We start from the raw sequence: 24,345 nt of genomic DNA on the forward strand, positions 1-24,345 counted from the left end.
GGCGGGCCGGGTCCGACCGGATCGAAATCTGTGTTGATCCAATGAAAATCGGATTGTAGGCGGTAAGTCCGACCTGATCCGACATTGGTTCGAACGTCCGATCCGCCGAATGGGTGAGGGTATGAGGACTTTAGTGCAGGGCAGTCCCGGTTTGACGACGGTTGGGTAACAGGTGGTCAGGTCCGGAGTCGGGTGTCGGAGGCGAGGGGGAATGTGGTCGGTATGAGCTACCGGATTCCGCAGCAGCCCACCTCTCTCGAAGAGCTCGCCCGGCGCCAGCAGAATGTGGTGACGGCCAGTCAATTGCGCACCCGGGGCGTGCCGGCCCGCCTGGTGAGCGAACACTGCCGGCAGAGCGGTCCGTGGCAGCGGCTGCTGCCGCGGGTGTACCTGCTGCAGGAGGGTCCGCCGACCCCGGAGCAACGGATGTGGGCGGCGCTGCTGTACGCGGCGCAGAACGGCCGGGCCGAGGGCGGCCGGGATCGCGCGGTGATCACCGGGGCGGCGGCGCTGGCGCTGTACGGGTTCGTGTCGACGCCGCGGCTGCCCGCGGTGCTCGGGGTGGAGGTGCTGGTGCCCCGGCAGCGCCGGCTGCGGGACGCCGGGCAGGTCCGGATCCGGCGCACCGAACGGCAGTTGGAGGCGCGCGAGGTGCACGGGCTGGCCTGCGCGCCGGTCGCCCGGGCGGTGGCGGACGCGATCCGCGAGTGGTCCGAGGAGGGTGCGTTCGAGGGCGGCCGGGTCGGCCCGGGGGTGCTGCGGGCGGTGCTGCGCGAGGCGGTGGAGCGGGAGGGCGGCAGCGCGGCCGGGCTGCTGGCCGAGCTGACCGAGGCGGGGCTGCTGGCGGAGCCGCGGGTGCGCGCGGCGGTGGACGAACTGCTGGCCGCACAGCGGGAGTCGGCGCTGGCCGCGCTGGTGGAGCTGGCCGTCGGGCGGGGCCTGCCGCTGCCGCTGCCGGGCCCCGAGCTGCGGATGCGCGGCGGGACGTACGTCGCGGTGCCGGACCTGTTCTGGCCGGAGGCGGCGGTGGCCGTGGAGGTGGACTCCGAGGTGCGCTGCGTCAGCGAGGGCGAGGCGGCCTGGGTGCGGGCCGGGCAGCACCGGATGGAGTACCTGGGCGTGCGGGTGGTGTACGTCGGCTCGGCCCGGCTCGCCGCCGAACGGGACGCGGTCGGCGACGAGTTGGCCGAGGCCTACCGGATCGGCGGCGAGGACGTGGTGGCGCTGGTGGTCAACGAGCGCTGAACGGCGATGATGTGACGCCGCGTCAGGAGCGGACCACCGGGGTGCCGTTCAACTCGACGCCCGCGGCGCGCAGTTCGTCCAGCGCCGCGCTGGTGGTGGCGGGCGCGACACCGGCCGTCAGGTCGAGCAGGACGCGGGTGGCGAAGCCCTCCCGGGCGGCGTCCAGGGCGGTGGCGCGGACGCAGTGGTCGGTGGCGATGCCGACCACGTCGACGTCGGTGACGCCGCGTTCGTTCAGCCACTCGGCGAGGGTGCCGCCGTGCTCGTCGAGGCCCTCGAAGCCGCTGTAGGCGGCGGCGAACGCGCCCTTGGAGAACACCGCCTCGATCGCGCCGGAGGTCACCGAGGGCGCGAAGTTGGGGTGGAAGCCCACGCCTTCGGTGCCGGCCACGCAGTGCGCGGGCCACGAGTGGACGTAGTCGGGCTCGGCGGCGAAGTGCGCGCCGGGCTCGATGTGGTGGTCGCGGGTGGCGACGATGTGGGCGTAGCCGGGGGCGGAGTCGGCGATCAGGTCGGTGATCGCGGCCGCGACCTCGGCCCCGCCGGCGACGGGAAGGCTGCCGCCTTCGCAGAAGTCGTTCTGCACGTCGACGACGATCAGGGCCCGGTGCATGGCTGGTCTTCTCTCGTTGGGTGGTGCGGTCCGGAGCCGGGGGGTCTCGGCCGCACGGGCGATCGGGGGGAGGGACGGTGGGGCGGTTGGCACTCTAGGGAGTGCCGGGCGGCGGCGGAAGGGCTCAGCCGGTGTGCCGCTCGGTGCCGATCACCGGCTCGCCGCGGGACAGCTGGGTGGCGGACAGCGGCAGCGCGGCGCGGGCGCGGCGGTGGCGTTCGCGGGCGGCGTCCAGCGATTCGCGGCCGACCACCTCGCCGGCGGTGATCAGCGGGACGTGCAGCAGGTGCGGTTCCAGTTCGGCGGGCACCGGGCCGGTGCCGACCACCTCGGCCTCGGCGACGCCGTCGGCGTCGGGGCGGCGGGCGGCCCACTTGCGGCCGCCGATGCTGGTCTTGCCGCCGACCGAGCGCTTGGCGACCGGGACGAGTTCGCCGCCTGCGGCGGATTCGCGGGCGACCAGCTTGTAGACCATCGCGCAGGTCGGGTGGCCGCTGCCGGTGACCAGGCTGGTGCCGACGCCGTAGCCGTTCACGGGGGCGGCGGCCAGCGCGGCGATGGCGTACTCGTCGAGGTCGGAGGTGACGATGATCTTCGTGCCGGTGGCGCCGAGCTCGTCGAGCTGACGGCGGACCCGGTGGGCGAGCAGGGTCAGGTCGCCGGAGTCGATCCGGACGGCGCCCAGGTCGGGGCCGGCCACCTCGACGGCGGTGCGGACCGCCTCGGCGAGGTCGTAGGTGTCGACCAGCAGCGTGGTGGCGCGGCCCATCGACTCGATCTGCGCGGTGAAGGCGTCCTTCTCGCTGTCGTGCAGCAGGGTGAAGGCGTGGGCGGCGGTGCCGGTGGTCGGGATGCCGTAGGTGAAGCCGGCCTCCAGGTCGGAGGTGGCGGAGAAGCCCGCCAGGTAGGCGGCCCGGGCGGCCGCGACGGCGGCCTGCTCGTGGGCGCGCCGGGCGCCCATCTCGATCACCGGGCGGTCCCCGGCGGCGGCGGTCATCCGGGACGCCGCGGCGGCGATCGCCGAGTCGTGGTTGAGGATCGACAGGATCACCGTCTCCAGGATCACCGCCTCGGCGAAGCTGCCCTCGACGGTCAGCAGCGGCGAGCCGGGGAAGTACACCTCGCCCTCGGGGTAGCCGTGGATGTCACCGGTGAAGCGGTAGTCGGCGAGGTAGCGCAGCGTGTCCTCGTCCACCACCCGCTGGTCGGCGAGCCAGTCGAGCTGCGGCGTGGTGAACCGGAAGTCCTCCACGGCGTCCAGCACCCGGCCGGTGCCGGCCAGCACACCGTAGCGGCGGCCGTTCGGCAGGCGGCGGGTGAACACCTCGAAGACCGAGCGGCGGTGCGCGGCGCCGCTGCGCAGGGCGGCCTGCAGCATGGTCAGCTCGTAGCGGTCGGTGAGCAGCGCGGAGCTGCGCTGCGCGGTGATGGCGTCCATGGGAATGATGCTACTACCACTTAGCGTCAGAGTGACGATTTCCCCTCCGGGTCACGTGTCGGGCGACCCTGATTCGCTCCGGAGTCCCTCGGATGGAAGCATGGGCGGAGGGGAAAGATCGAGGTCGACGAGGAGAGACGGACTGTGAGTGTCGCGCCGGTGGAGATCGAGCGCCCGGAAGTGGAGGGGGTTCCGGTCACGGAGCCGGACACTCCCTGGGTGACCATCGTCCACAACGACCCGGTCAACCTGATGACCTACGTGCAGTACGTCTTCCAGAGCTACTTCGGCTACCCGAAGGACAAGGCGCGCCAGTTGATGATGGACGTGCACACCAAGGGGCGGGCGGTGGTCTCCAGCGGCACCCGCGAGGAGATGGAGCGCGACGTGCAGGCGATGCACGGCTACGGCCTCTGGGCCACCCTGCAGCACGACTGACGGCCCGTCACCCACCGATCCACGAGGGACTGATCCGAAACACATGGCCGGTTTGTTCGAGAGCGCCGCGAGCGGCGGCGCGGCGATCCCGCTGGACGAGTTCGAGGCCTCCATCCTGCGCTCGCTGGAAGTGCAGATGCTGGAGCTGATCGGCCCGCCGCCCGGCGGGGAGCACGAAGATCCACTGGCGGCGCTGTTCGCCGAGGGTCCCAGCGAGGCGCCCGAGGATCCGGCGCTGCTGCGGCTGTTCCCCGACGCGTACGGCGGCCCGGGCGCGCCGAAGGACCCGCAGGCCGCCGAGATGGCCTCCGAGTTCCGCCGCTACACCGAGCTGGACCTGCGGGCCCGCAAGCGCGAGGACGCCCTCGCGGTGGTGCGGGCGCTGGACGGCCTCGGCGGCGAGGGCGGCGTGGTCGCGGTCGGCGCCGGGGACTGCCCGCGCTGGCTGGGCGCGCTCAACGACCTGCGGCTGACCCTGGGCTCCCGGCTGGAGGTCAGCGAGGACGACGACGACGGCCTCTACGACCTGCCGGAGAGCGACCCGCGCAAGCCGCTGGTGATCGCCTACCTGTGGCTGGGCGCGATGCAGGAGAGCCTGCTGGAGGCGATGGCGGGCTGAGCCGCTCGGCCGCCCAATTCGTTCATATGGTCGGATTGCCCCACTGACGCCCGTACTCGGGCGGTTGTGGGGCTTTTCGCGTGATTGACTCGACCTCCCGAGGGAGCGGGGGCGCGCCGGCCGGCCGGTCGGCGCGGACCGGGAGGCGAGGCGGGCAGATGACACGCGAGGCGAACGAGGAGACCGACTCCGTCCCCGACGAGGAGGGCTACGAGCGGGGTCTCGGCAGCCGGCAGATCCAGATGATCGCGATCGGCGGCGCGATCGGCACCGGCCTGTTCCTCGGCGCGGGCACCGCCATCTCCAAGGCCGGACCGAGCCTGCTGCTCGACTACGCGGTGGCCGGCCTGGTGATCTTCGTGATCATGCGGGCGCTCGGCGAACTGCTCACCTACCGCCCGGTGTCGGGCAGCTTCGCCGAGTACGCCCGGGAGTTCCTCGGCCCGTTCGCCGGCTTCGTCACCGGCTGGACGTACTGGCTGTTCTGGGTGGTCACCGGCATGGCCGAGACCACCGCCGCCGCCGTCTACGTGCGGTTCTGGGAGCCGGGCGTCCCGCAGTGGGGGACGGCGCTGGTGTTCCTGGTGCTGCTGTACGCCGCCAACCTGATCTCGGTGAGGCTGTTCGGCGAGATCGAGTTCTGGTTCTCCATGGTCAAGGTCACCGCGATCGTCGGCATGATCCTGATCGGCATCGGCGTGCTGGTCTTCGGCTTCTCCGCCGCCGGCGACACCGCCTCGATCACCCACCTGTGGAACGACGGAGGCTTCTTCCCCAAGGGCTTCGGCGCCACCGTGATGTCCCTTCAGATCGTCATGTTCGCCTACCTGGGCGTGGAGTTGGTCGGCGTCACCGCGGGCGAGAGCGAGAACCCGGAGAAGACTCTGCCGCGGGCGATCAACACCCTGCCGGTGCGGATCGCGCTGTTCTACGTCGGCGCCCTGCTGATCATCCTGTCGCTGGTGCCGTGGTCCGAGTTCGAGCCCGGCGTCAGCCCGTTCGTCGCCGCCTTCGGCAAGGTCGGCATCCCCGCGGCGGCCGGCATCATCAACTTCGTGGTGCTCACCGCGGCGCTGTCCTCGTGCAACTCCGGGATGTACTCCACCGGCCGGATGCTGCGCGACCTGGCGCTGCGCCGGCTCGCCCCCGGCCGACTCACCCGGCTGACCGCCAGCCGCACCCCCGCCGCCGCGATCACCGTCTCCTGCCTGCTGATGGGCGCCGGCGTGGTGCTCAACTACCTCGTCCCGGAGCGGGCGTTCGAGTACATCACCTCGGTCGCCACCGTCTGCGGACTGTGGACCTGGGGGGTCATCCTGGCCAGCCAGCTGCGCTACCACGCCGCCTGGAAGGCCGGCCGGCTGCCCGCGCCGACCTTCCGCGCGCCCGGCGGCAGTTGGACCCGCTGGCTGGCGCTGGCCTTCCTGGTGCTGGTCCTGGTGCTGATCGCGCTCGACCCGACCGCCCGGATCTCGCTGTACGTCTTCCCGGTCTGGGCGCTGGTGCTGATCGTCGGCTACCGGATGATCGGCCGCCGCGACCCGGGCGCCGTTCACGGCGATCCGCACTCCCACCTGCACGCCGGAAGCGGCGATTGACCGCTCGCTTATCCTGGCCCGCATGCTGACCATCACCCGAGAACTGCGCGACCGCATGGTCGCCCACGCCCGCGCCGATCACCCGGACGAGGCGTGCGGCGTGATCGCCGGACCGGCCGGCACCGGCCGGCCCGAGCGGTTCGTCCCGATGCTCAACGCGGCCCGCTCGCCCACCTTCTACGAGTTCGACTCCGGTGACCTGCTGAAGCTCTACCGCGAGATGGACGACCTGGACGAGGAGCCGGTGGTGATCTACCACTCGCACACCGCCACTGAGGCCTACCCGTCCCGCACCGACGTGAGCTACGCGTCCGAACCGTTCGCCCACTACGTGCTCGTCTCCACCGCCGAGGGCACCGGCGAGGACGATCCCTACCAGTTCCGGTCGTTCCGCATCGTGGACGGCATGATCACGGAGGAAGACGTCCAGGTGGTCGAGGCCTACCAGCTCTGAACCCCAATGCCCCCCGACGGGCCCGTTTCTGCTGCGCAGCGCGTGGTGGGCGGGCCCGTTTCTCATTGGCCGGGACGCGGTCGACCGGATGCTGAGACCACCATGTCAAAAAGGGGCCGGGAATCTATACGATGAGTCCATGCGTTCCGTCGATGTGAGCATTCAGGCCCCAGGCATCCGCCTCGTGGCACGCCTGCACGTCGACCTGTGCCGACTCGCCAGCGCGATCTGTCCCGGCACTGCCGCGCACTGACCGGCAGCGCCCTGACGGCAAGCCTTCTCCACCCTCCTGCCCCGGCCGCCCCGGGGCCCTTCCCCCCTGCCGCGCCCCGTCGGCCCGGCAACCCGAAACCACTTCACAGGAGCGCAGCCATGGCCATCGAGGTCCGCATCCCGACCATCCTCCGCACCTACACCGACGGCGCCAAGGCCGTCGACGGCAACGGCGCCAACCTCGGGGAGCTGTTCACCGACCTCGACGTCCGCCACCCCGGCATCGCCGCCCGCCTGCTGGACGGCGGCGAGCTGCGCCGCTTCGTCAACGTCTACCTGAACGACGAGGACGTCCGCTTCCTGGACGGCGTGGCCACCGAGCTGGCCGACGGCGACAGCGTCACCATCCTGCCCGCCGTGGCCGGCGGCATGAAGTAGGGAGCCCGGACGGCCAGGGGCGGCGTCGCGTGCCGACAGCCGTCGCCCGGCCGCACGTCCCTCGTCGCGCGCAGCGCCGCTGCCCACTCTCTCCCAGCCTGGCGGCTGGGAGGTGCGCCCGCACGATGCACGCCCGGGCTCGGCTCTCGCCCCGCTCCTTCTTCCACCCCTGACCGTCGGAGGCCCCATGCGTTACGACAGCCCGATCGAGGCCGTCGGCAACACCCCGCTGGTGCGGCTGCCGCGGCTGTCCGCCGCCGTGCCCGGCAATGACGACGGCCTGGTCACGCTGTGGGCCAAGCTGGAGGACCGCAACCCCACCGGTTCGATCAAGGACCGCCCGGCGCTGCACATGATCGAGCGCGCCGAGGCCGACGGGCGGCTCACCCCGGGCTGCACCGTCCTGGAGCCGACCAGTGGCAACACCGGCATCTCGCTCGCCATGGCGGCCAAGCTCAAGGGCTACCGGATGGTCTGCGTGATGCCGGAGAACACCAGCGAGGAACGCCGCGAACTGCTGCGGATGTGGGGCGCGGAGATCATCCCCTCGCCGGCCGCGGGCGGCTCCAACACCGCGGTGCGGATGGCCAAGGAGATCGCCGCCGAGCACCCCGACTGGGTGATGCTCTACCAGTACGGCAACCCGGACAACGCCGGTGCGCATTACCACGGCACCGGCCCGGAGATTCTCGCCGACCTGCCCACCGTCACCCACTTCGTGGCGGGCCTGGGCACCACCGGCACCCTGATGGGCGTCGGCCGGTACCTGCGCGAGAAGGTCCCGGGCGTGCAGATCGTCGCCGCCGAGCCGCGGTACGACGACCTGGTGTACGGCCTGCGCAACCTCGACGAGGGCTTCGTCCCCGAGCTGTACGACGCCGAGGTGCTGACCACCCGGTTCTCGGTCGGCTCCGCCGACGCGGTCGCCCGGACCCGTGAACTGCTCCAGCAGGAAGGCATCTTCGCGGGCGTCTCCACCGGTGCGATCCTGCACGCCGCGATCGGGGTGGCCCGCAAGGCGGCCCGGTCGGGCGAGCGGGCGGACGTGGTCTTCGTGGTCGCCGACGGCGGCTGGAAGTACCTGTCCACCGGCATCTACACCGCCGAGTCCACCGAGGCGGCGGTCGAGGCACTGCAGGGCCAGCTCTGGGCCTGACGGAACGTCAACCCGACGGCGCGGCACCCCTTTTCGGGGGCCGCGCCGTCGGCGTTCGTGCGGTGGGACGGTCGGATCATCGGCCCGCTGTGACATCCCGGTCTTTGTCCGTTCCCGGTGACCGCTCTGTCACGGAACCGCCACCGCCGCCTGTCGTGCACCCGCCGGGCGCACCCACCCCCGAGGCTGACGGCGCACCGCTTGGTTCACCGTCACCGTGGAGGTGGGCACCCATGCCCGGCCGGAAGCTCTGGTCCTACGTCGAGATCGCCCGTCACATCGGCGTGCAGGCCGAGACCGTCCGCCACTACAAGCGCCACGGCCTGCTCCCGCACCCCGACCGGCTGGACCCCGAAGGCCGCCCCCGCTGGTACCCGCAGACCATCCGGCACTGGGCCAGGACCCGCCCCGGGCGGCGCTGAGACGCCCCGCCCCGTCCTGGTGATTCCGCCCACAGCGCGGCACGGGAGAGGGAGCAAAGTGCCGCCCGGCCCTTACCCTCGACACTCAAAGAACCCGCTCCGCCCCCGGCGGTGCGGGCGGCCGCGGACGATGGCCCGACGGGGCGGGAAGGGCTCGGCATGAAACTGACCGTGGTGGGGTGCTCGGGGAGCTTCCCGTCCGTGGACTCCCCGTGCTCCAGCTACCTGGTGGAGGCCGACGGCTACCGCCTGGTCGTCGACCTCGGCAACGGCGCCCTCGGCAATCTGCAGAAGCACACCGGCCTGTACGAGGTGGACGCGGTGCTGCTCAGCCACCTGCACGCCGACCACTGCATCGACCTGTGCGCCTACTGGGTGGCCCGCAACTACCGGGTCGAGGGCTGCCCCGAGCCGCTGCCCGTGTACGGCCCCACCGGCACCGCGGAACGCCTGGCCCGCGCCTACGACATGCCGGAGAAGCCCGGCATGACCGAGGTCTTCGACTTCCGCGACCTCGCCGACGGCGCCCGCCTGGAGCTCGGCCCGCTCACCGTCACCGCGGCCCTGGTCAACCACCTGGACTCCGAGGCGTACGGCTTCCGGATCGAGCACGGCGGCCGCAGCGTGGTCTACTCCGGTGACACCGGCATCTGCCCGGATCTGGTCGAACTCGCCCGCGGCACCGACCTGTTCCTGTGCGAGGCGGCCTACACCCACGGCAAGGAGACCTTCGACTCCATCCACCTCAACGGCCGCCAGGCCGGTGAGCACGCGGCCCGGGCCGGCGCCAAACGCCTGGTGCTGACCCACATCCCGCCGTGGACCGACGCCGAACGCAACCGCCGCGACGCCGCCGCCGTCTATCCCGGCCCGGTCGACCTGGCCCGGGCCGGGGCCGCCTACGAACTGTGAGCCGGCGAGCGGTGGACCGGCGTCAGCCAGTGCCGGTACCGGGCGTCCTCGCCGTGCACCGCGGCCCGGTACGCGTGCGCCAACTGCTTCGTCAACTCGCCCTCGTGCGACGGTAGTTCGCGGTTGTCCAGGGAGCCGACCGGGACCACCCCGGCGGCCGTCCCGGAGATGAACACCTCGTCCGCCGCGTACAGGTCCGACCGCAGCAGCGGCTCGATCCGGACCTCCGCGCCCAGGTCGCGGGCCAGCGTCAGCAGGGTGTCCTGGGTGATCCCCTCCAGCGCCCCCGCGCTGGCCGGAGTGGTCCGCAGCACGCCGTCGCGCACCACGAACACGTTCTCCGAACTGCACTCGCTGACCGTCCCGTCCGGGGCCAGCAGCAGCGCCTCGTCGAACCCGGCGTCGGTCGCCTCCCGGCGGGCCAGCGCCGAGTTCAGGTACGGGCCGGTCGCCTTCGCCGCCGGGGGAACGGAGTTGGGGTCGGTGCGCCGCCAACTGCTGGTCATCAGCCGCAGCCCGCGTCCCTCCGGCAGGTAGGCCGGCCACTCCCAGGACGCGATCGACACGCTGGTGGGGGAGTGGCGCATGTCCAGCCCCATCGAGCCGTACCCCAGGAACGCCAAGTGCCGCAGGTAGCACTCCCGGTGGCCGTTCGCCGCCACCAGCGCCACCGTCGCCGCCGCCAACTCCTCTGCCGAGTACGGCAGTTCCATCCGCAGCATGCGGGCACTGCGGTCCAGCCGGGCCAGGTGCTCGGGCAGCCGGAACACCGCCGGCCCGTCGGCCGTCGCGAACACCCGGGTGCCCTCCAGCACCCCGGTGCCGTAGTGCAGCGCATGGCTGAGCACATGGACGCGGGCCTCGTGCCAGGGCACCAGTGCGCCGTCGAACCAGATCACGGAAGACTCGGGAATCGCCATGCCGCCATCCTGGCCAGCCCGAACGCCCCCGCGAAGGCCTTCGGGCCCGCCGGATCGGGCCATGGCCGCGACCGGCGCAGTCGTCTCGGATGGTGGAACTGGGGCGTCCGCCCACCGGTCGCGGGCCTAGGCTCCGGAAGGGTGGAGACCAGCACCGCCCTGTACGCCCGCCTGCTCGCCGACCCCGGCTGTCCACTGGACCGGCTGCGCGAGGAACTCGGCTGCGAAGAGGGCGAGTTCGCCCGGGCGCTGGACGACCTGCACACCCTCGGACTGCTGGAGGCGACCACCGCCACCGCGAGCGGCGTGGCCGCCGTCTCCGTCGACACCGCCGTCCGCCACCTGCTCGCCGACTCCGACCACCGCCTCACCGCGCTGCTCGGCGAGGCCCGCCGCGCCCACGAGCGGGTCGAGCACCTGCACCGCCACTACCTGCCGCTGCGCACCGCCGCCGCCCACGAGTTGGTCCGCGGCCCCGACCGGATCGCCGCCCTGCTGGAGGACGCCGCCCGGGCCGCCCGCACCGAGGCGCTGTCGCTGCGGCCCGGCCAGGACCAGTCCGAGACCGGCCTCGCCGAGAAGCTCGCCCGTGAACGGATCGCCCTCGCCCACCGGGTGGCGCTGCGCACCATCTACCCCGCCGCCGCACTCCGGCAGCCGGCCGTGCTCGCCCACGTCCAGGCGCTCACCGCCGCGGGCGCGAGCATCCGGGTCGCGCACACGCTGCCGCTCTGGCTGATCGTGGTCGACTCCCACCTCGCCGTCCTGCCCGCGCCCGGCGAGCCGCCCGGCACCGCGGCGGTGGTGGTGCGCGATCCGGCGGTGGTGTCGGTGGTCCGCGAGCTCTTCGAGCACTTCTGGGCGGCGAGCTGGGTCCCGCCCGCGCTGTTGGGCCGGGCGGCGCCCGACGACCGGCACCGCGAGGTGCTGCGGCTGCTGGCGGCGGGGCTCACGGATCAGGCGATCGGGCGGAAGCTGGAGATCTCCGATCGGACGGTGCGGAGGCTGGTCGCGGATCTGACGGCGGCGCTGGGGGCGCAGTCGCGGTTCCAGGCGGGGGTTCACGCTTCGAGGCTGGGGTGGATCTGAGGGGCGCCTCCGCGTCCGACCGGCCGGCGGGGCGCCTCCTGGGGTCACTCCTCGAAGTCTTCTTCCTCGCGGCCGGGGGTCTTCAGGTCGAAGCGGAGGATGACGAAGCGGAAGGCCGTGTAGTAGACCACCGCGATCACCAGTCCTATCGGGATGATCAGCCAAGGTCTGGTGGCGTAGCCCCAGTTGAGGACGTAGTCGATGACGCCGGCGGAGAAGGTGAAGCCGTGGTGGACGCCGAGGGCCCAGGTGACGGCCATGGAGAGGCCGGTGAGGAGGGCGTGGGCGGCGTAGAGGGCGGGGGCGATGAAGACGAAGGCGAACTCGATGGGCTCGGTGATGCCGGTGACGAAGGAGGTGAGGGCGAGCGAGATCATCATGCCGAGGACGGCGCGGCGGCGGTCGGGGCGGGCGCAGTGGGCGATGGCGAGGGCGGCGGCAGGCAGGCCGAACATCATGACGGGGAAGAATCCGGACATGAACTGGCCCGCGCTGGGGTCGAGTTGGAAGAAGCGGGTCTGGTCGCCGTGGACGGTGTGGCCGTCGGCGGTGTAGCTGCCGGCCTGCTGCCAGAAGAAGGTGTTGGCGATCTGGTGCAGGCCGAACGGCAGCAGGGCCCGGTTGACCAGGCCGAAGACGCCGGAGCCGAGCGCGCCGAGGCCGATCACCCAGTTGCTGAAGTCGTCGACGAGGACGCCGATCGGGCCCCAGCACAGGCCGAAGAAGACGCCGAGTCCGGTGCCGACGAAGGCCATCACGATGGGGACCAGCCGGCGGCCGTTGAAGAAGCCCAGCCAGTCGACCAGCCGGGTGCGGTGCAGGCGCTGCCACAGGAGGGCGGAGAGCAGGCCGACGACCACTCCGCCGAGGACGCCGGGGTCCTGGTAGGTGGCCGCGACGTCCTTGCCGGGCAGCACCTGGTAGTCGGTCTTGGGGAAGGCGGTGAGCACCTGGTGGTAGGTCAGGAAGCCGACCAGGGCGGCGAGTGCGGTGGAGCCGTCGGACTTCTTGGCGCAGCCGATGGCGATGCCGACGCAGAACAGCAGCGGCATCCAGTCGAACACGGCGTGGCCGGACGCGGCGAAGACCTCGGCGACCTTGGTCCAGCCGAGGCCCTTGGGGCCGAAGACGTCGTCCTGGCCGAGGCGCAGCAGGATGCCGGCGGCGGGGAGGACGGCGATCGGGAGCTGGAGGCTGCGGCCGATCTTCTGCAGGGCGGGGAAGGCCCGGGTGCGCAGGCCCCGTCCCGCCGGTGCCGCCAGCGAGTTCGGTGCGGTCGTACTCATAGCGGGCGGTTCCTCACGGCAGCGCGATCCTGGTCTAGACCACTGGTGGCCCGGTCCCGTTTCTAGCACGCGCCGAACAGGCTCCGGAACCCTCCGAAGGTCGCCTCCGGCAGGCGGAGCGGAAACCCCGGATCGGCCGACGCGCCGTCAGGCGTCGGACAACACCGCGCCCCCGGACGGGAATTGTCTCCCACCGGGGGCGTTCGGGGCGAATTCGTCAGGCCTTGGTGGGGTCCTCGATCTCGCCCTCCTCCTCGCGTCCTGGTGTCTTCAGGTCGAATTTGACGATCACGAATCTGAAGACCGCGTAGTAGACCACCGCGAAGCACAGGCCGATCGGGATGATCAGCCAGGGTTTGGTGGCCAGGTTCCAGTTGATCACGTAGTCGATCAGGCCGGCCGAGAAACTGAAGCCGTCGTGGACGCCGAGTCCCCAGGTGACGGCCATCGAGGCGCCGGTGAGCAGGGCGTGGATGCCGTACAGCAGCGGGGCCACGTAGGCGAAGGAGTACTCGATGGGCTCGGTGACGCCGGTGACGAAGGAGGTCAGCGCGACCGAGGTCATCAGGCCGTAGATCTCCTTGCGGCGGTGCGGCTTGGCGGAGGCGGCGATGGCCATCGCGGCGGCGGGGAGCGCGAACATCATGATCGGGAAGAAGCCGGAGAGGAACTGGCCGGCCGTCGGGTCGCCGGCCAGGAAGCGGCCGATGTCGCCGGTGGCGGTCTTTCCGGTGTGCGGGTTGGTGAAGGTGCCGAACTGGAACCAGACGAAGGTGTTCAGCAGCTGGTGCATGCCGACCAGCAGCAGGGCGCGGTTGGCGACGCCGAAGATGCCGGCGCCGCCGGCGCCCAGGTCGGACAGCCACTTGGAGAAGTCGGCCAGCCCGGTGCCGATCGGCTGCCAGATCCACACCATCAGCGAGCCGAACAGCAGGCCGACCAGGGCGGTGATCATCGGGACCAGGCGGCGGCCGTTGAAGAAGCCCAGCCAGTCGACCAGCCTGACCCGGTGGTAGCGCACCCACAGCCAGGCCGAGAACAGGCCCATCAGGATGCCGCCGAGCACGCCGGGGTTCTGGAAGTCCACCTTCACGGCCGTCTTGGCCTCGAAGTCGATGCAGATCGTCTGCTCCAGCACCGAGGGGGCCGGGCAGGCCTTCGGGAAGGCCCGCAGGACGGCGTAGTAGACCAGGAAGCCCGCCACCGCGGCGAGCGCGGTGGAGCCGTCCGCCTTCTTGGCCATGCCGATCGCCACGCCGATGCAGAACAGCAGCGGCAGGCCGAGGGCCGGGTCGAGGAGCGCGCCCCCGGCGGCGGCGATGGCCGTGGCGACCCGGTCCCAGCCGAGGCCGTCCTTGCCGAAGATGTCGTCCTGGCCGAACCGGGTGAGGATGCCGGCGGCAGGCAGCACGGCGACCGGCAGCTGGAGGCTGCGGCCCATCTTCTGCAGGCCGCCGTAGAAGGTGTGCCACCAGGTGCTCTGGTTGGCCGTGGCGCCCGTTGAACTCATTCGTCGGCCTCCGTGCTTCCGTCCGGTCCCGGTCCGTCCGCGGGTGGGCCAGGAACACCGGTGGACCGTCCGGCGTTGTCCGAGTACACCTACAATTGGTGTAGACCAGTTCTGGGCCAGGGGCGGTCCGCCGGGTTCGAGCACCCGGTGATCGTCATCCTCGGGCGGCCCCGGAGCGGACCGCGCGCGGAGCTGGTCCGAACGTGGACCAACATGGCATACCGTCCGGAATCGGGTGATGCTGGTCGCGCCGTCGGAAGGCGCGGCAGACTGATCCCGATTCACTTCCGGCCGGTACCACCGCACACGCAGGACGGCACCCGGCGACCGACCGCCGATGCGCCGAGACAGAGGGAGAAAGACCATGGCCAGCAAGGCTGAGAAGATCGTCGCCGGTCTCGGCGGTATCGAGAACATCGACGAGGTCGAGGGGTGCATCACCCGGCTGCGCACCGAGGTCCACGACGCCTCCAAGGTCGACGAGGCGGCCCTCAAGGCGGCCGGCGCCCACGGTGTGGTGAAGATGGGCACGGCCATCCAGGTCGTGATCGGCACCGACGCCGACCCGATCGCCGCCGAGATCGAGGACATGATGTGAGACGGGCCCCCGCCGGCCCCGACGGCCCGCCCCCGGCAAGCTGCCGGCGGCGGGCCGTCGCACGTCCGGGGACGGGTTCCGGAACGGGGCGGGTCCGGGGACGGGGGCGGGACGGCGATCCGGACGGGATACGCTCGTTCGCATGTCACGCATCGACGGCCGCACCCCCGACCAGCTCCGCCCCGTCACCATCGAACGGGGCTGGAGCAAGCACGCCGAAGGATCCGTCCTGGTCTCCTACGGCGACACCAAGGTGCTGTGCACCGCCAGCGTCACCGAGGGCGTCCCGCGCTGGCGCAAGGGCAGCGGCGAGGGCTGGGTCACCGCCGAGTACGCCATGCTGCCGCGCGCCACCAACACCCGCGGCGACCGCGAGTCGGTGCGCGGCAAGATCGGCGGCCGCACCCACGAGATCAGCCGGCTGATCGGCCGCTCGCTGCGCGCCGTGGTCGACCACCGGGCGCTCGCCGAGAACACCATCGTGCTGGACTGCGACGTACTCCAGGCCGACGGCGGCACCCGCACCGCGGCGATCACCGGCGCGTACGTGGCGCTGGTCGACGCGGTCTCCTGGGCCCGCGAGAAGAAGCTGCTGCGCGCCAAGGGGCAGCCGATCACCGGCGGGGTCAGCGCGGTCAGCGTCGGCATCATCGACGGCGTCCCGATGCTCGACCTCCGCTACGAGGAGGACGTGCGGGCGGAGACCGACATGAACATCGTCTGCACCTCCGACGGCCGCTTCGTCGAGGTCCAGGGCACCGCCGAGGGCGCGCCGTTCGACCGCGACCTGCTCAACCAGCTGCTCGACCTGGGCAGCCTGGGCTGCGCCGAGCTGGACGAGATCCAGCGCAAGGCCCTGGAGCTGTAACCCGTCCCGGGAACCGCGGTGGGCTGAACGGCCGTCAGAAGCGAAGGACCGGCCCGCGTGTGCTGTACAGGCACGCGGGCAGACCCTTAACGTTCGCTGTGAGCCCGCACACCCTCCTGGAGGACTCGCCGATGCAGCAGCCGCTCAGCATCAACCGCACCACCGCGCTCGCCGTCGCCGCGATGGTGCTGATCCTGCCGCTGAGCGCGGTCAGCTGTTCCGCCGCGGAGAAGGCGGTGAGCTGCGCCAACACCGCGGTCCAGCTCTCCACCGACGTGGCGCAGCTCGGCAGCGCCTACAACAACGCCGACAAGGACCCGGTCGCCGCCGGCAAGGCCGTGCAGAAGATCAAGGGCGACCTGGACAAGATCGGCCGCAACTCCAGCGACGCCGACCTGGCCAAGGCCGTCGGCGACCTGCAGACCCAGGTCGACAAGGTGCAGAAGGCCGTCGACAACAACGAGACGCCCGACCTCGGGCCGCTCGGGGACGCCGCCGGGCGGGTCAGCAAGGTGTGCACGGGCTGAGTACCGCGGGTGGTTAGGCTTGCGGCATGACCAAGCGACTCGTTCTCGCCACCCGTAACCAGCACAAGGTCGCCGAGCTGCGCGACATCCTCGGCGCGGCCGGACTGGACGTCGAACTGGTCGGCGCGGACGCCTTCCCCGAGGTGCCGGACGTTCCGGAGACCGGCGTGACGTTCGCCGAGAACGCCCTGCTGAAGGCGCACGCGCTGGCGCGCGCCACCGGGCTGCCGGCCGTCGCCGACGACTCCGGGCTGTGCGTGGACGTGCTCGGCGGGGCGCCCGGCATCTTCTCCGCCCGCTGGGCCGGCCGGCACGGCGACGACAAGGCCAACCTGGACCTGCTGCTCGCCCAGCTCGGCGACATCGCGGCCGAGCACCGCGCCGCGTCCTTCGCCTGCGCCGCCGCGCTCGCGCTGCCCGACGGCGCCGAGCGGGTGGTCGAGGGCCGGCTGCACGGCACGCTGCGCACCGAGCCGGCCGGCAGCGGCGGCTTCGGCTACGACCCGATCCTGCAGCCGCTCGGCGAGAGCCGGACCTGCGCCGAGCTGAGCGCCGAGGAGAAGAACGCGATCAGCCACCGCGGCCAGGCGTTTCGCTCGCTCGCCCCGGTGGTCGCCGAACTGCTCGGCTGAGGCCGCGGGAACAACGCGCGCGAGGCCCGTCCGGAATGCTCCGGGCGGGCCTCGCGCGCATCTGAACTCCGGTGCGGCCTGAGGGACTCGAACCCTCACGAGATTGCTCTCACGGGCACCTAAAACCCGGGCGTCTGCCAATTCCGCCAAGACCGCAGGCAGCGACTTCCCCGTCATGCTACTTGTCCGTCACCTCGGCGTGCACCACCCTTTCGGGCGGCGTTCGGGCCGCGCCGGGACCGGCTGAGAATTGGTACAGACCTATTGACCAGTGTGGTCCAGACCACGTACGTTCGCGCCGCGTCATTCCTCCCCCACGGCGTCCGGTCCCCCTGCCGGGCGCGAACATTGGAGCGACCCATGCCCGAACGCGCACCCGTCGGCCGGCCCGGCCGACGTCCGTCGAGGACCGGCACCGCGCTGGCGACCGCGACCGCACTGGTGGTCGGAGCCGCCGGACTGGTCACCGTGATCGGCGGCGCCTCCTCGGCCGCCACCGTCAACCTGCTGGCCAACGGCGACTTCGAGACCGGCGCACCGACCGGCTGGAGCTGCTCCGGCGGCCTCGGCTCGACCACCTCCACCGCCCCGCACGCCGGCGGCTACGCGCTGCAGGCGGCGGCCTCCGCGTCCGACACCGCGCAGTGCTCGCAGACCGTCGCGGTCAGCCCGGGCACCACGTACAGCCTGAGCGGCTGGCTGAAGGGCAGCTACGCCTACCTGGGCGTCACCGGCACCGGGACCACCGACACCAACTCCTGGGGCTCCAGCACGGATTGGGTGAACCGCAGCACCACCTTCACCACCGGGGCGTCGACCACCTCGGTGACGGTCTACACCCACGGCTGGTACGGCCAGGGCACGTACTACGCGGACGACCTGACCCTCACCGGCCCCGGCGGCCAGGGCTCCACCGGCCCGTCGGCGAGCACGGGTCCGTCCGCCTCGGCGTCGGCGTCGGCCTCGCCGAGCAACAGCGCCTCGCCGTCGGCCGGTTCCTCCGCGACCGGGTCGCCGGGCGGGGACGGGGTGGTGACCACGCCGACCGGGCTGACGGCGAGCGTGGCGAACACCGCGGTGACGCTGAAGTGGAACGCCTCCACCGACAACGCGCAGAACGGCAACAGCGCGGTGTACCGGATCTTCTCCGGCGGCGTGCAGACCGCGACCTCGATGGGCACCTCGGTGACGGTCTCCTCGCTGCTGCCGAACACCACCTACACCTTCACCGTGCAGGGCTACGACAAGGACGGCCACAGCAGCGGGTACTCGGCGCCGGTCACCGTCACCACCGGGGCGGCGCCCACCGGGCCGCTGAAGTCCGCGTACTTCGCGCAGTGGGGGATCTACGGCAACAAGTACTACCCGTCCACCATGGCGGCCACCGGCGCGGCGAGCGGGTTGAACACCATGACGTACGCGTTCGCCAACATCAACCCGTCCACGCTGAGCTGCTTCGAGACCATCAAGGCCGCGGACACCAACGACAACAACCCGAGCGCCGGCGACGGCGCGGGCGACGCGTTCGCGGACTACCAGAAGGGCTACACCTCGGACATCTCGGTGGACGGCACCACCGACGCCTGGACCCAGCCGCTGAAGGGCAACTTCAACCAGCTGCGGGAGCTGAAGGCGAAGTACCCGAACCTGAGGATCACCATGTCGCTGGGCGGGTGGACCTACTCGAAGTACTTCTCGGACGCGGCGGCCACCGACGCCTCCCGCAAGAAGCTGGTCTCCTCCTGCATCGACATGTTCATCGAGGGCAACCTGCCCTCGATCCAGGGCGACATCACCGGCGGCGCCGCCGCCGCGATGGGCGTCTTCGACGGCATCGACATCGACTGGGAGTACCCGGCCTCCGCGGGCGGCCACACCGGCAACCACTACGCGGCGGCCGACACCGCCGACTTCACCGCCCTGCTGGCCGAGTTCCGCAACCAGCTGGACGCCTACGGGCAGACCGTCGGCAAGAAGTACCTGCTCACCGCGGCGCTGCCGAGCGGCCAGGACAAGATCGCGCTGCTGCAGACCGACCAGATCGGGAAGTACCTGGACTACGGCAACGTGATGTCCTACGACATGCACGGCGCCTGGGACGCCACCGGTCCGACCAACCTCCAGGACCCGCTGTACGACAGCCCGGACGACCCGAGCGACGTGGTCGCCCCGGGCGCCCAGAAGTACACCGTGGACAACGCGGTCAACGCCTACCTGGCCGGCGCTCCCGCGTACGGCATCAAGGGCGGGTTCCCGGCGAAGAAGCTGGCGCTCGGCGTGCCGTTCTACTTCCGCGGCTGGACCGGCGTGCAGGCCGGCTTCACCTACGGCCTGTACCGGGCCGCGACCGGCCCGGCGGGCGCCCAGAGCACCAGCCAGACCGCCGGCGTGGCGTTCTGGAAGGAGCTGGCGGCGGCGGGGAAGACCACCGGCTCCACCGTGCACTGGGACCCGACCACCCAGAGCTCGTGGATCTACGACGGCGTCAACCTGTGGACGGGCGACACCCCGCAGGCCATCGCGGCGCGCGGCGCGTACGCCGCCGGCAAGGGCCTGGGCGGCATCTTCGCCTACTCGCTGGAGGGCGACGACCCGTCCGGAACGCTGGTCAACGCGATGAGCGGAAGCATGAAGTAGCGTCAACTCTCCCTGGGGAGGGCCGGATCGTCCGAGTGCGGACGATTCGGCCTTTCTTGCCAAGTTGGTACAGACCTGTTGACGCGGGTGGTCCAGACCTTTTAAGTTCGGCGGAACTTCCCCCACATGTGCATGCCCTCCCACGGGCGTGCACGCGACACTCTCTCCTGGAGGACCGAGTGTTGATCCGACACACCACGGCGCAGCGCCCCACCGCTGTCGGCCGTCACAAGACCGGCCGCAAGGTGGCGTTCGCCGCCACCGCGGCGGCGGGGCTGGCGGGCCTGCTCATGGGCACGCTCGGCGTCGCGCCGTCCGCAGCCGCCGTCGACAACCAGGCGTGCCGCCCCGACGGCATGTACACCACGCCCGGCGTAGACGTCCCCTACTGCAACGTCTACGACACCAACGGCCGCGAGCAGATGGGCGCCGACCACCAGCGCCGCGTCATCGGCTACTTCACCAGCTGGCGCACCGGCAAGGACGGCACGCCCGCCTACCTGGTGAACAACATCCCGTGGGACAAGGTCACCCACCTCAACTACGCGTTCGCGCACGTCGCCAGTGACAACACCCTCTCGGTGGGCACCGACGGCCCGAACAACGCCTCCACCGGGATGACCTTCCCGGGCGTGGCCGGCGCGGAGATGGACCCGTCGCTCCCGTACAAGGGCCACTTCAACCTGCTGACGAAGTACAAGAAGCAGTACCCGAACGTCAAGACCATGGTCTCGGTCGGCGGTTGGGCCGAGACCGGCGGCTACTTCGACGACTCGGGCAAGCGGGTCGACTCCGGCGGCTTCTACTCGATGACCGTCAACGCGGACGGGTCGGTCAACCAGGCCGGCATCAACACCTTCGCGGACTCCGCCGTCAACTTCGTCAAGAAGTACGGCTTCAACGGCGTCGACCTCGACTACGAGTACCCGACCTCGATGAAGGACGCGGGCAACCCGCTCGACTACTCCATCTCCAACGCCAAGCGCGCGTCCCTGATGAAGGGCTACGCGGCGCTGATGAAGACCATGCGCGAGAAGCTCGACCGGGCCTCCGCCGCCGACGGCAAGTACTACCTGCTGTCGGTCGCCGCCCCGTCCTCGGGCTACCTGCTGCGCGGCATGGAGACCTTCCAGGTCACCCAGTACCTGGACTACGTCAACATCATGTCGTACGACCTGCACGGCGCGTGGAACAAGTACGTCGGCCCGAACGCCGCGCTGTACGACGACGGCAAGGACGCCGAGCTGGCGGCCGCCAACGTGTACGGCACCTCGCAGTACGGCGGGATCGGCTACCTGAACGGCGACTGGGCCGTCCACTACTTCCGCGGCGCGATGCCGGCCGGCCGGATCAACCTCGGTGTGCCGTACTACACCCGCGGCTTCCAGAACGTGCAGGGCGGCACCAACGGCCTGTGGGGCACCGCCTCCACCACCAACTGTCCGGCCGGCTCCGGTCTGACCACCTGTGGTGACGGCGCCGTCGGCATCGACAACATCTGGCACGACCTGGACGACAACGGCAAGGAGTCGCCGGCCGGCTCCAACCCGATGTGGCACGCCAAGAACCTGGAGAACGGCGTCGTGCCGGACTACCTCTCCAAGTACGGCGTCAGCGACACCTCGCTCAAGGGCAGCTACTCCCGCAACTACAGCGCGGCCCTGGCCTCGCCGTGGCTGTGGAACGCCGACAAGAAGGTCTTCCTCTCCACCGAGGACGACCAGTCCATCGGCGCCAAGGCCGACTACGTGGTCAACCAGGGCGTCGGCGGCGCGATGATCTGGGAGCTCGCCGGCGACTACAAGTGGGACGCCACCGCCAACGGCGGCAAGGGCGAGTACGTCCAGGGCAACACCATGACGTCGCTGCTGTACGACAAGTTCAAGTCGGCCTCGGCGTACGGCGCGACCCGCTCCACCATCGCGCTGCCGCAGCAGACCCTGCCGATCGACGTGTCGTTCACCAACTTCGCGCTGGGCGACAACAACTACCCGATCAACCCGAAGATCCACATCGTCAACAACTCGACCGTCACCCTGCCGGGCGGCACCGAGTTCCAGTTCGACTACTCGAACTCCGCGCCCAGCAACGCCGCCGACCAGTCCGGCTTCGGCTCCAAGGTCATCCGGGCCGACCACACCGGCAACAACATCGGCGGCCTGAAGGGCACCTACAACCGCGTCTCGCTGAAGCTGCCGACCTGGCAGTCGCTGGCGCCCGGCGCCTCGGTGGACGTCGCCTTCGTCTACTACCTGCCGGTCTCCACCCCCGCCAACTGGACCGTCAACGTCGGCGGCACCCTGTACGGCATCGCCGGCGACTACACCCGCGGCACCACCGCGAGCACCGGCTCGCCGTCGCCCAGCAGCTCGGCCTCCGCGTCTGCCTCCGCGTCCGCCTCGGCCTCGCCCTCGCAGTCGGCCTCGCCGTCCGCGTCGGCCTCCGCCAGCGCCTCGGCTTCGCAGTCGGCCTCGCCGTCGGCGTCCGCCGGCACCTGCTCGGGTGCGCCGAGCTGGAACGCCGGGACCACCTACGCCACCGTCACCAAGGTGTCGTGGAAGGGCCACTACTACCAGAACAAGTGGTGGACCGCGGGCGAGGACCCGTCGCTGAGCGGCGCCTGGGGCGTCTGGACGGACCTCGGGACCTGCTGATCCCGAGCCCATGAACGGCGGTGGCGGTCGACCCGGTCGGGGGGTCGGCCGCCACCGCTTCCGTGCGGCCGGCTACTGGCCGACCTTCAGGTCCTTCAGCAGCTTCGCGACGTGGCCGGTGGCCCGGACGTTGTACAGCGCCCGCTCCACCTTGCCCTGCTCGTCCACGATCACCGTGGAACGGATCACGCCCTGGTAGGTGCGGCCGTAGTTCATCTTCTCGCCGTACGCGCCGTACGCCTCCAGCACCCGGTGCTCGGGGTCGGACAGCAGCGTCACCTTCAGGTCCTCCTTCTCGCGGAACTTCCCGAGCTTCTCCGGCTTGTCCGGCGAAATGCCGATCACGTCGTAGCCCGCGCCCGCGAAGACCTCCAGGTTGTCCGTGAAGTCGCAGGCCTGCTTGGTGCAGCCCGGGGTCAGCGCCGCCGGGTAGAAGTAGACGATCACCTTGCGGCCCAGGTGGTCGGCCAGCGACACCTGGTTGCCGTCGGCGTCGGACAGGGTGAAGGCGGGGGCGGTGTCGCCCGCCTGCAGGCGCTCGCTCACGATGGTGCTTCTCTCCTCTGAGCCAGGACGGGGATCTCGTGCTGCCAGCCAACCTACCTCCGTTGGTGGGTGGCGCTGCGCGAGCGCGACGGCGAGCTGACAGACTGTCGGTGCAGAGACGTACCTAGCGGTAACAGAGAAGGGGTGGCCCCAGTGGCAGCGAGCAGCAAGGACACGTCGGCACCGCGCACGACGGCCCAGATCGAGGCGGACATCGCCGGGACCAGGGACAGGCTCGCCGCGACCCTCGACGAGCTCGCCATGCGCGTGCACCCGGCCACCGTCGCCGCCCAGACCAAGGCCAAGCTGCGTGCGGCGGTCGAGCAGAAGGCCGGCAAGGCGTACGTCGCCGCGAGCGGCGCCGTCGAGCAGGTCACGTCGAAGTTCGTCGACGAGGACGGGCGGCCCCGGCCCGAGCGGATCGTGCCGGTCGCGCTGGTCGGCATCGGCGTGGTGCTGCTCGTCGCGTCCGCGAAGCGGCGCCGCAAGGGCTGACAGCGCCTGCGGACGGCGGGATCCCGGGTTTCGGTGCCCGGGACCCCGCCGTTTTCGCGGTCCGGTACGGTCGGAGCGTGAGTGAGAACGACGCGCAGAGCAGACACGACCGGCTCGGGGAGAAGCTTCCGATTCGGATGCTGCACGACCGGGTCCTCGTCAGGACCGAGACCGGGGAGGGCGAACGCCGCTCCACCGGCGGCATCCTGATCCCCGCCACCGCCGAACTGTCCCGCCGCTGCACCTGGGCCGAGGCGGTGGCCGTCGGCCAGAGCGTCCGCTCGGTGGAGCCGGGCGACCGGGTGCTCTACGACCCGGAGGACAAGCTGGAGGTGGAGGTCCGCGGCGCGACGTACATCCTGCTCCGGGAACGCGACCTGCACGCGGTGGCGGCGGGCCGCTTCGGGGATCTTGAAGGGTCGACGGGGCTGTACCTGTAGGAGGAGCGAGCGCAGGCGGGCGCGAAAACAGGGGCGCGGGGAACTGCGCGAAACGGAAGGCGCCCAACCGTGAGATCGCGATGCGGGCAATGACTTGAACACTGCTCGCGACCTTGCGGACGGTGCATGGCTGGTCGCGCAGTTCTCCCCCAGCCCTGGCGGGCCGGGAGGTACCCCCACGCGCCCCTGTTTTCGCACCCGCCCGCGAACAAGGAGACGGTCGAAATGTTCGGGGTCTACTCGGCCGTCGCCCGCGGCGCGTTCCGGCGGTATTCGACGTACCGGGCCGCGACGGTGGCCGGGGTGGTCACCAACAGTGTGTTCGGGGGGATCCTGGCGTCGGTGATGCTCGCGTTGTGGCACGCGAGGCCGGGGCTGGGTGGGTACGACGCGCGGCAGGCGGTGACGTATGTCTGGATCAGTCAGGCGTTGTTGGTGACGGTCGCGGTGTGGGGCGGCGGGTTCCAGGACGACGTGCAGGCGCGGTTCCGGAGCGGGGACATCGCGATCGACCTGTACCGGCCGGTGGATTTCCAGGGGTGGTGGCTGGCGACGGACCTGGGGCGGGCGGGGTTCCAGCTGCTGACCAGGGGCGCG

Annotated in this window: 25 protein-coding genes, 1 tRNA gene and 1 pseudogene; 20 read left to right on the forward strand and 7 right to left on the reverse strand. The window is 71.2% G+C overall.

The features are described from left to right. Nucleotides 1-222: 222 nt before the first annotated feature. The gene (locus IEZ12_RS20515) at nucleotides 223-1,245 is read left to right on the forward strand and encodes a hypothetical protein (protein ID WP_189273406.1); all 1,023 of its coding nucleotides are present in this window, start codon (nucleotides 223-225) and stop codon (nucleotides 1,243-1,245) included. Between the two features lie 22 nt (nucleotides 1,246-1,267). Here IEZ12_RS20515 and IEZ12_RS20520 read toward each other — a convergent pair whose 3' ends face one another. Continuing rightward, entirely contained in the window at nucleotides 1,268-1,858 is a 591-nt protein-coding gene (locus IEZ12_RS20520; RefSeq protein ID WP_189273408.1) for an isochorismatase family protein, read from the reverse strand. A gap of 124 nt (nucleotides 1,859-1,982) precedes the next feature. Continuing rightward, complete coding sequence (locus IEZ12_RS20525; protein ID WP_189273409.1) at nucleotides 1,983-3,296, reverse strand: nicotinate phosphoribosyltransferase; 1,314 nt, start codon at nucleotides 3,294-3,296, stop codon at nucleotides 1,983-1,985. 144 nt (nucleotides 3,297-3,440) lie between these two features. On the opposite strand from IEZ12_RS20525, the gene clpS reads away from it, so the two are divergent. The 9 genes from clpS (at nucleotide 3,441) to IEZ12_RS20565 (ending at nucleotide 9,546) form a co-directional block, all read left to right on the forward strand. Then, nucleotides 3,441-3,734, forward strand: coding sequence for an ATP-dependent Clp protease adapter ClpS (clpS, locus tag IEZ12_RS20530; protein ID WP_043914156.1), 294 nt, complete (start codon nucleotides 3,441-3,443; stop codon nucleotides 3,732-3,734). Between the two features lie 43 nt (nucleotides 3,735-3,777). Beyond that, nucleotides 3,778-4,353, forward strand: a complete 576-nt coding sequence (locus IEZ12_RS20535) for a DUF2017 domain-containing protein (RefSeq protein WP_189273411.1) — start codon at nucleotides 3,778-3,780, stop codon at nucleotides 4,351-4,353. 158 nt (nucleotides 4,354-4,511) lie between these two features. Beyond that, nucleotides 4,512-5,951, forward strand: a complete 1,440-nt coding sequence (locus IEZ12_RS20540; protein ID WP_189273413.1) for an amino acid permease — start codon at nucleotides 4,512-4,514, stop codon at nucleotides 5,949-5,951. 22 nt (nucleotides 5,952-5,973) lie between these two features. Then, the gene (locus tag IEZ12_RS20545; protein WP_189273416.1) at nucleotides 5,974-6,405 is read left to right on the forward strand and encodes a M67 family metallopeptidase; all 432 of its coding nucleotides are present in this window, start codon (nucleotides 5,974-5,976) and stop codon (nucleotides 6,403-6,405) included. A 139-nt stretch (nucleotides 6,406-6,544) separates the two neighbouring features. Then, on the forward strand, nucleotides 6,545-6,658 hold the full coding sequence (locus tag IEZ12_RS40625; protein WP_327063407.1) for a putative leader peptide: 114 nt from the start codon (nucleotides 6,545-6,547) through the stop codon (nucleotides 6,656-6,658). 119 nt (nucleotides 6,659-6,777) lie between these two features. Next, nucleotides 6,778-7,056, forward strand: coding sequence for a MoaD/ThiS family protein (locus IEZ12_RS20550; RefSeq protein WP_043914151.1), 279 nt, complete (start codon nucleotides 6,778-6,780; stop codon nucleotides 7,054-7,056). A 187-nt stretch (nucleotides 7,057-7,243) separates the two neighbouring features. Beyond that, a complete protein-coding gene (locus IEZ12_RS20555; protein WP_043914150.1) occupies nucleotides 7,244-8,212 on the forward strand; it encodes a PLP-dependent cysteine synthase family protein in 969 nt (322 codons plus the stop codon). A 233-nt stretch (nucleotides 8,213-8,445) separates the two neighbouring features. Continuing rightward, entirely contained in the window at nucleotides 8,446-8,634 is a 189-nt protein-coding gene (locus tag IEZ12_RS20560) for a MerR family transcriptional regulator (RefSeq protein ID WP_189273418.1), read from the forward strand. Nucleotides 8,635-8,793: 159 nt separating this feature from the next. Next, nucleotides 8,794-9,546 carry an MBL fold metallo-hydrolase gene (locus IEZ12_RS20565; RefSeq protein WP_043914148.1) on the forward strand — a complete coding sequence of 251 codons (753 nt, stop codon included), beginning with the start codon at nucleotides 8,794-8,796 and terminating at the stop codon, nucleotides 9,544-9,546. On the opposite strand, the gene IEZ12_RS20570 is transcribed toward IEZ12_RS20565, so the two are convergent. After that, nucleotides 9,534-10,466 (reverse strand): branched-chain amino acid transaminase, encoded by a 933-nt coding sequence (locus IEZ12_RS20570; RefSeq protein ID WP_189273420.1) that lies wholly within the window; start codon nucleotides 10,464-10,466, stop codon nucleotides 9,534-9,536. The two genes, IEZ12_RS20565 and IEZ12_RS20570, sit on opposite strands and share 13 nt — an antisense overlap. Nucleotides 10,467-10,607: 141 nt before the next feature. Between IEZ12_RS20570 and IEZ12_RS20575 the strand changes: the two genes are divergently transcribed. Then, nucleotides 10,608-11,555 carry a LuxR C-terminal-related transcriptional regulator gene (locus IEZ12_RS20575; protein WP_189273421.1) on the forward strand — a complete coding sequence of 316 codons (948 nt, stop codon included), beginning with the start codon at nucleotides 10,608-10,610 and terminating at the stop codon, nucleotides 11,553-11,555. Between the two features lie 44 nt (nucleotides 11,556-11,599). Here the strand turns inward: IEZ12_RS20575 and IEZ12_RS20580 are convergent, their stop codons facing one another. After that, complete coding sequence (locus IEZ12_RS20580; RefSeq protein WP_189273422.1) at nucleotides 11,600-12,841, reverse strand: PTS transporter subunit EIIC; 1,242 nt, start codon at nucleotides 12,839-12,841, stop codon at nucleotides 11,600-11,602. A gap of 217 nt (nucleotides 12,842-13,058) precedes the next feature. Beyond that, the gene (locus IEZ12_RS20585) at nucleotides 13,059-14,351 is read right to left on the reverse strand and encodes a PTS transporter subunit EIIC (RefSeq protein WP_189273424.1); all 1,293 of its coding nucleotides are present in this window, start codon (nucleotides 14,349-14,351) and stop codon (nucleotides 13,059-13,061) included. Nucleotides 14,352-14,715: 364 nt separating this feature from the next. Here IEZ12_RS20585 and IEZ12_RS20590 point away from each other — a divergent pair, with 364 nt between their 5' ends. From IEZ12_RS20590 to rdgB, 4 genes are all read left to right on the forward strand, one after another. Then, complete coding sequence (locus IEZ12_RS20590) at nucleotides 14,716-14,949, forward strand: PTS sugar transporter subunit IIB (RefSeq protein WP_014135942.1); 234 nt, start codon at nucleotides 14,716-14,718, stop codon at nucleotides 14,947-14,949. Between the two features lie 142 nt (nucleotides 14,950-15,091). Continuing rightward, complete coding sequence (rph, locus tag IEZ12_RS20595) at nucleotides 15,092-15,817, forward strand: ribonuclease PH (RefSeq protein WP_100588621.1); 726 nt, start codon at nucleotides 15,092-15,094, stop codon at nucleotides 15,815-15,817. A 131-nt stretch (nucleotides 15,818-15,948) separates the two neighbouring features. Further along, complete coding sequence (locus IEZ12_RS20600; protein WP_189273426.1) at nucleotides 15,949-16,344, forward strand: hypothetical protein; 396 nt, start codon at nucleotides 15,949-15,951, stop codon at nucleotides 16,342-16,344. A gap of 26 nt (nucleotides 16,345-16,370) precedes the next feature. After that, nucleotides 16,371-16,976, forward strand: coding sequence for an RdgB/HAM1 family non-canonical purine NTP pyrophosphatase (rdgB, locus tag IEZ12_RS20605; RefSeq protein ID WP_043914141.1), 606 nt, complete (start codon nucleotides 16,371-16,373; stop codon nucleotides 16,974-16,976). A 72-nt stretch (nucleotides 16,977-17,048) separates the two neighbouring features. Here rdgB and IEZ12_RS20610 read toward each other — a convergent pair. Then, nucleotides 17,049-17,132, reverse strand: a tRNA-Leu gene (locus tag IEZ12_RS20610). Between the two features lie 204 nt (nucleotides 17,133-17,336). Here IEZ12_RS20610 and IEZ12_RS20615 point away from each other — a divergent pair. Together IEZ12_RS20615 and IEZ12_RS20620 are read left to right on the forward strand one after the other, a co-directional pair. Next, nucleotides 17,337-19,613, forward strand: coding sequence for a glycosyl hydrolase family 18 protein (locus tag IEZ12_RS20615; RefSeq protein ID WP_189273428.1), 2,277 nt, complete (start codon nucleotides 17,337-17,339; stop codon nucleotides 19,611-19,613). 290 nt (nucleotides 19,614-19,903) lie between these two features. Then, nucleotides 19,904-22,267 carry a chitinase C-terminal domain-containing protein gene (locus IEZ12_RS20620; RefSeq protein ID WP_229847733.1) on the forward strand — a complete coding sequence of 788 codons (2,364 nt, stop codon included), beginning with the start codon at nucleotides 19,904-19,906 and terminating at the stop codon, nucleotides 22,265-22,267. Nucleotides 22,268-22,339: 72 nt separating this feature from the next. Here IEZ12_RS20620 and bcp read toward each other — a convergent pair whose 3' ends face one another. Next, complete coding sequence (gene bcp / locus IEZ12_RS20625) at nucleotides 22,340-22,813, reverse strand: thioredoxin-dependent thiol peroxidase (protein ID WP_043914138.1); 474 nt, start codon at nucleotides 22,811-22,813, stop codon at nucleotides 22,340-22,342. Between the two features lie 153 nt (nucleotides 22,814-22,966). On the opposite strand from bcp, the gene IEZ12_RS20630 reads away from it, so the two are divergent. The 3 genes and pseudogenes from IEZ12_RS20630 to IEZ12_RS38790 all read left to right on the forward strand — a co-directional run. Beyond that, complete coding sequence (locus IEZ12_RS20630; RefSeq protein ID WP_043914136.1) at nucleotides 22,967-23,308, forward strand: DUF3618 domain-containing protein; 342 nt, start codon at nucleotides 22,967-22,969, stop codon at nucleotides 23,306-23,308. A 137-nt stretch (nucleotides 23,309-23,445) separates the two neighbouring features. After that, on the forward strand, nucleotides 23,446-23,748 hold the full coding sequence (locus IEZ12_RS20635) for a GroES family chaperonin (protein WP_100588626.1): 303 nt from the start codon (nucleotides 23,446-23,448) through the stop codon (nucleotides 23,746-23,748). A gap of 225 nt (nucleotides 23,749-23,973) precedes the next feature. Beyond that, nucleotides 23,974-24,345: pseudogene (locus IEZ12_RS38790) on the forward strand (ABC transporter permease); the annotation flags it as partial.

The sequence above is a fragment of the Kitasatospora griseola genome (assembly GCF_014648555.1).
Lineage (GTDB): Bacteria > Actinomycetota > Actinomycetes > Streptomycetales > Streptomycetaceae > Kitasatospora > Kitasatospora griseola.

Excerpts from the sequence above, each read along its gene's own strand:
- IEZ12_RS20560 (WP_189273418.1), top strand. The coding sequence starts at position 8,446 with ATGCCCGGCCGGAAGCTCTGGTCCTACGTCGAGATCGCCCGTCACATC.
- IEZ12_RS20540 (WP_189273413.1), top strand. The coding sequence starts at position 4,512 with ATGACACGCGAGGCGAACGAGGAGACCGACTCCGTCCCCGACGAGGAG.
- IEZ12_RS20520 (WP_189273408.1), bottom strand. The coding sequence starts at position 1,858 with ATGCACCGGGCCCTGATCGTCGTCGACGTGCAGAACGACTTCTGCGAA.
- IEZ12_RS20580 (WP_189273422.1), bottom strand. The coding sequence starts at position 12,841 with ATGAGTACGACCGCACCGAACTCGCTGGCGGCACCGGCGGGACGGGGC.
- IEZ12_RS20620 (WP_229847733.1), top strand. The coding sequence starts at position 19,904 with ATGGGCACGCTCGGCGTCGCGCCGTCCGCAGCCGCCGTCGACAACCAG.
- IEZ12_RS20565 (WP_043914148.1), top strand. The coding sequence starts at position 8,794 with ATGAAACTGACCGTGGTGGGGTGCTCGGGGAGCTTCCCGTCCGTGGAC.
- IEZ12_RS20525 (WP_189273409.1), bottom strand. The coding sequence starts at position 3,296 with ATGGACGCCATCACCGCGCAGCGCAGCTCCGCGCTGCTCACCGACCGC.
- IEZ12_RS20545 (WP_189273416.1), top strand. The coding sequence starts at position 5,974 with ATGCTGACCATCACCCGAGAACTGCGCGACCGCATGGTCGCCCACGCC.
- IEZ12_RS20635 (WP_100588626.1), top strand. The coding sequence starts at position 23,446 with ATGCTGCACGACCGGGTCCTCGTCAGGACCGAGACCGGGGAGGGCGAA.
- IEZ12_RS40625 (WP_327063407.1), top strand. The coding sequence starts at position 6,545 with ATGCGTTCCGTCGATGTGAGCATTCAGGCCCCAGGCATCCGCCTCGTG.
- IEZ12_RS20535 (WP_189273411.1), top strand. The coding sequence starts at position 3,778 with ATGGCCGGTTTGTTCGAGAGCGCCGCGAGCGGCGGCGCGGCGATCCCG.
- IEZ12_RS20515 (WP_189273406.1), top strand. The coding sequence starts at position 223 with ATGAGCTACCGGATTCCGCAGCAGCCCACCTCTCTCGAAGAGCTCGCC.
- IEZ12_RS20600 (WP_189273426.1), top strand. The coding sequence starts at position 15,949 with ATGCAGCAGCCGCTCAGCATCAACCGCACCACCGCGCTCGCCGTCGCC.
- IEZ12_RS20550 (WP_043914151.1), top strand. The coding sequence starts at position 6,778 with ATGGCCATCGAGGTCCGCATCCCGACCATCCTCCGCACCTACACCGAC.
- IEZ12_RS20585 (WP_189273424.1), bottom strand. The coding sequence starts at position 14,351 with ATGAGTTCAACGGGCGCCACGGCCAACCAGAGCACCTGGTGGCACACC.
- IEZ12_RS20570 (WP_189273420.1), bottom strand. The coding sequence starts at position 10,466 with ATGGCGATTCCCGAGTCTTCCGTGATCTGGTTCGACGGCGCACTGGTG.
- IEZ12_RS20615 (WP_189273428.1), top strand. The coding sequence starts at position 17,337 with ATGCCCGAACGCGCACCCGTCGGCCGGCCCGGCCGACGTCCGTCGAGG.
- IEZ12_RS20590 (WP_014135942.1), top strand. The coding sequence starts at position 14,716 with ATGGCCAGCAAGGCTGAGAAGATCGTCGCCGGTCTCGGCGGTATCGAG.
- rph (WP_100588621.1), top strand. The coding sequence starts at position 15,092 with ATGTCACGCATCGACGGCCGCACCCCCGACCAGCTCCGCCCCGTCACC.
- rdgB (WP_043914141.1), top strand. The coding sequence starts at position 16,371 with ATGACCAAGCGACTCGTTCTCGCCACCCGTAACCAGCACAAGGTCGCC.
- IEZ12_RS20555 (WP_043914150.1), top strand. The coding sequence starts at position 7,244 with ATGCGTTACGACAGCCCGATCGAGGCCGTCGGCAACACCCCGCTGGTG.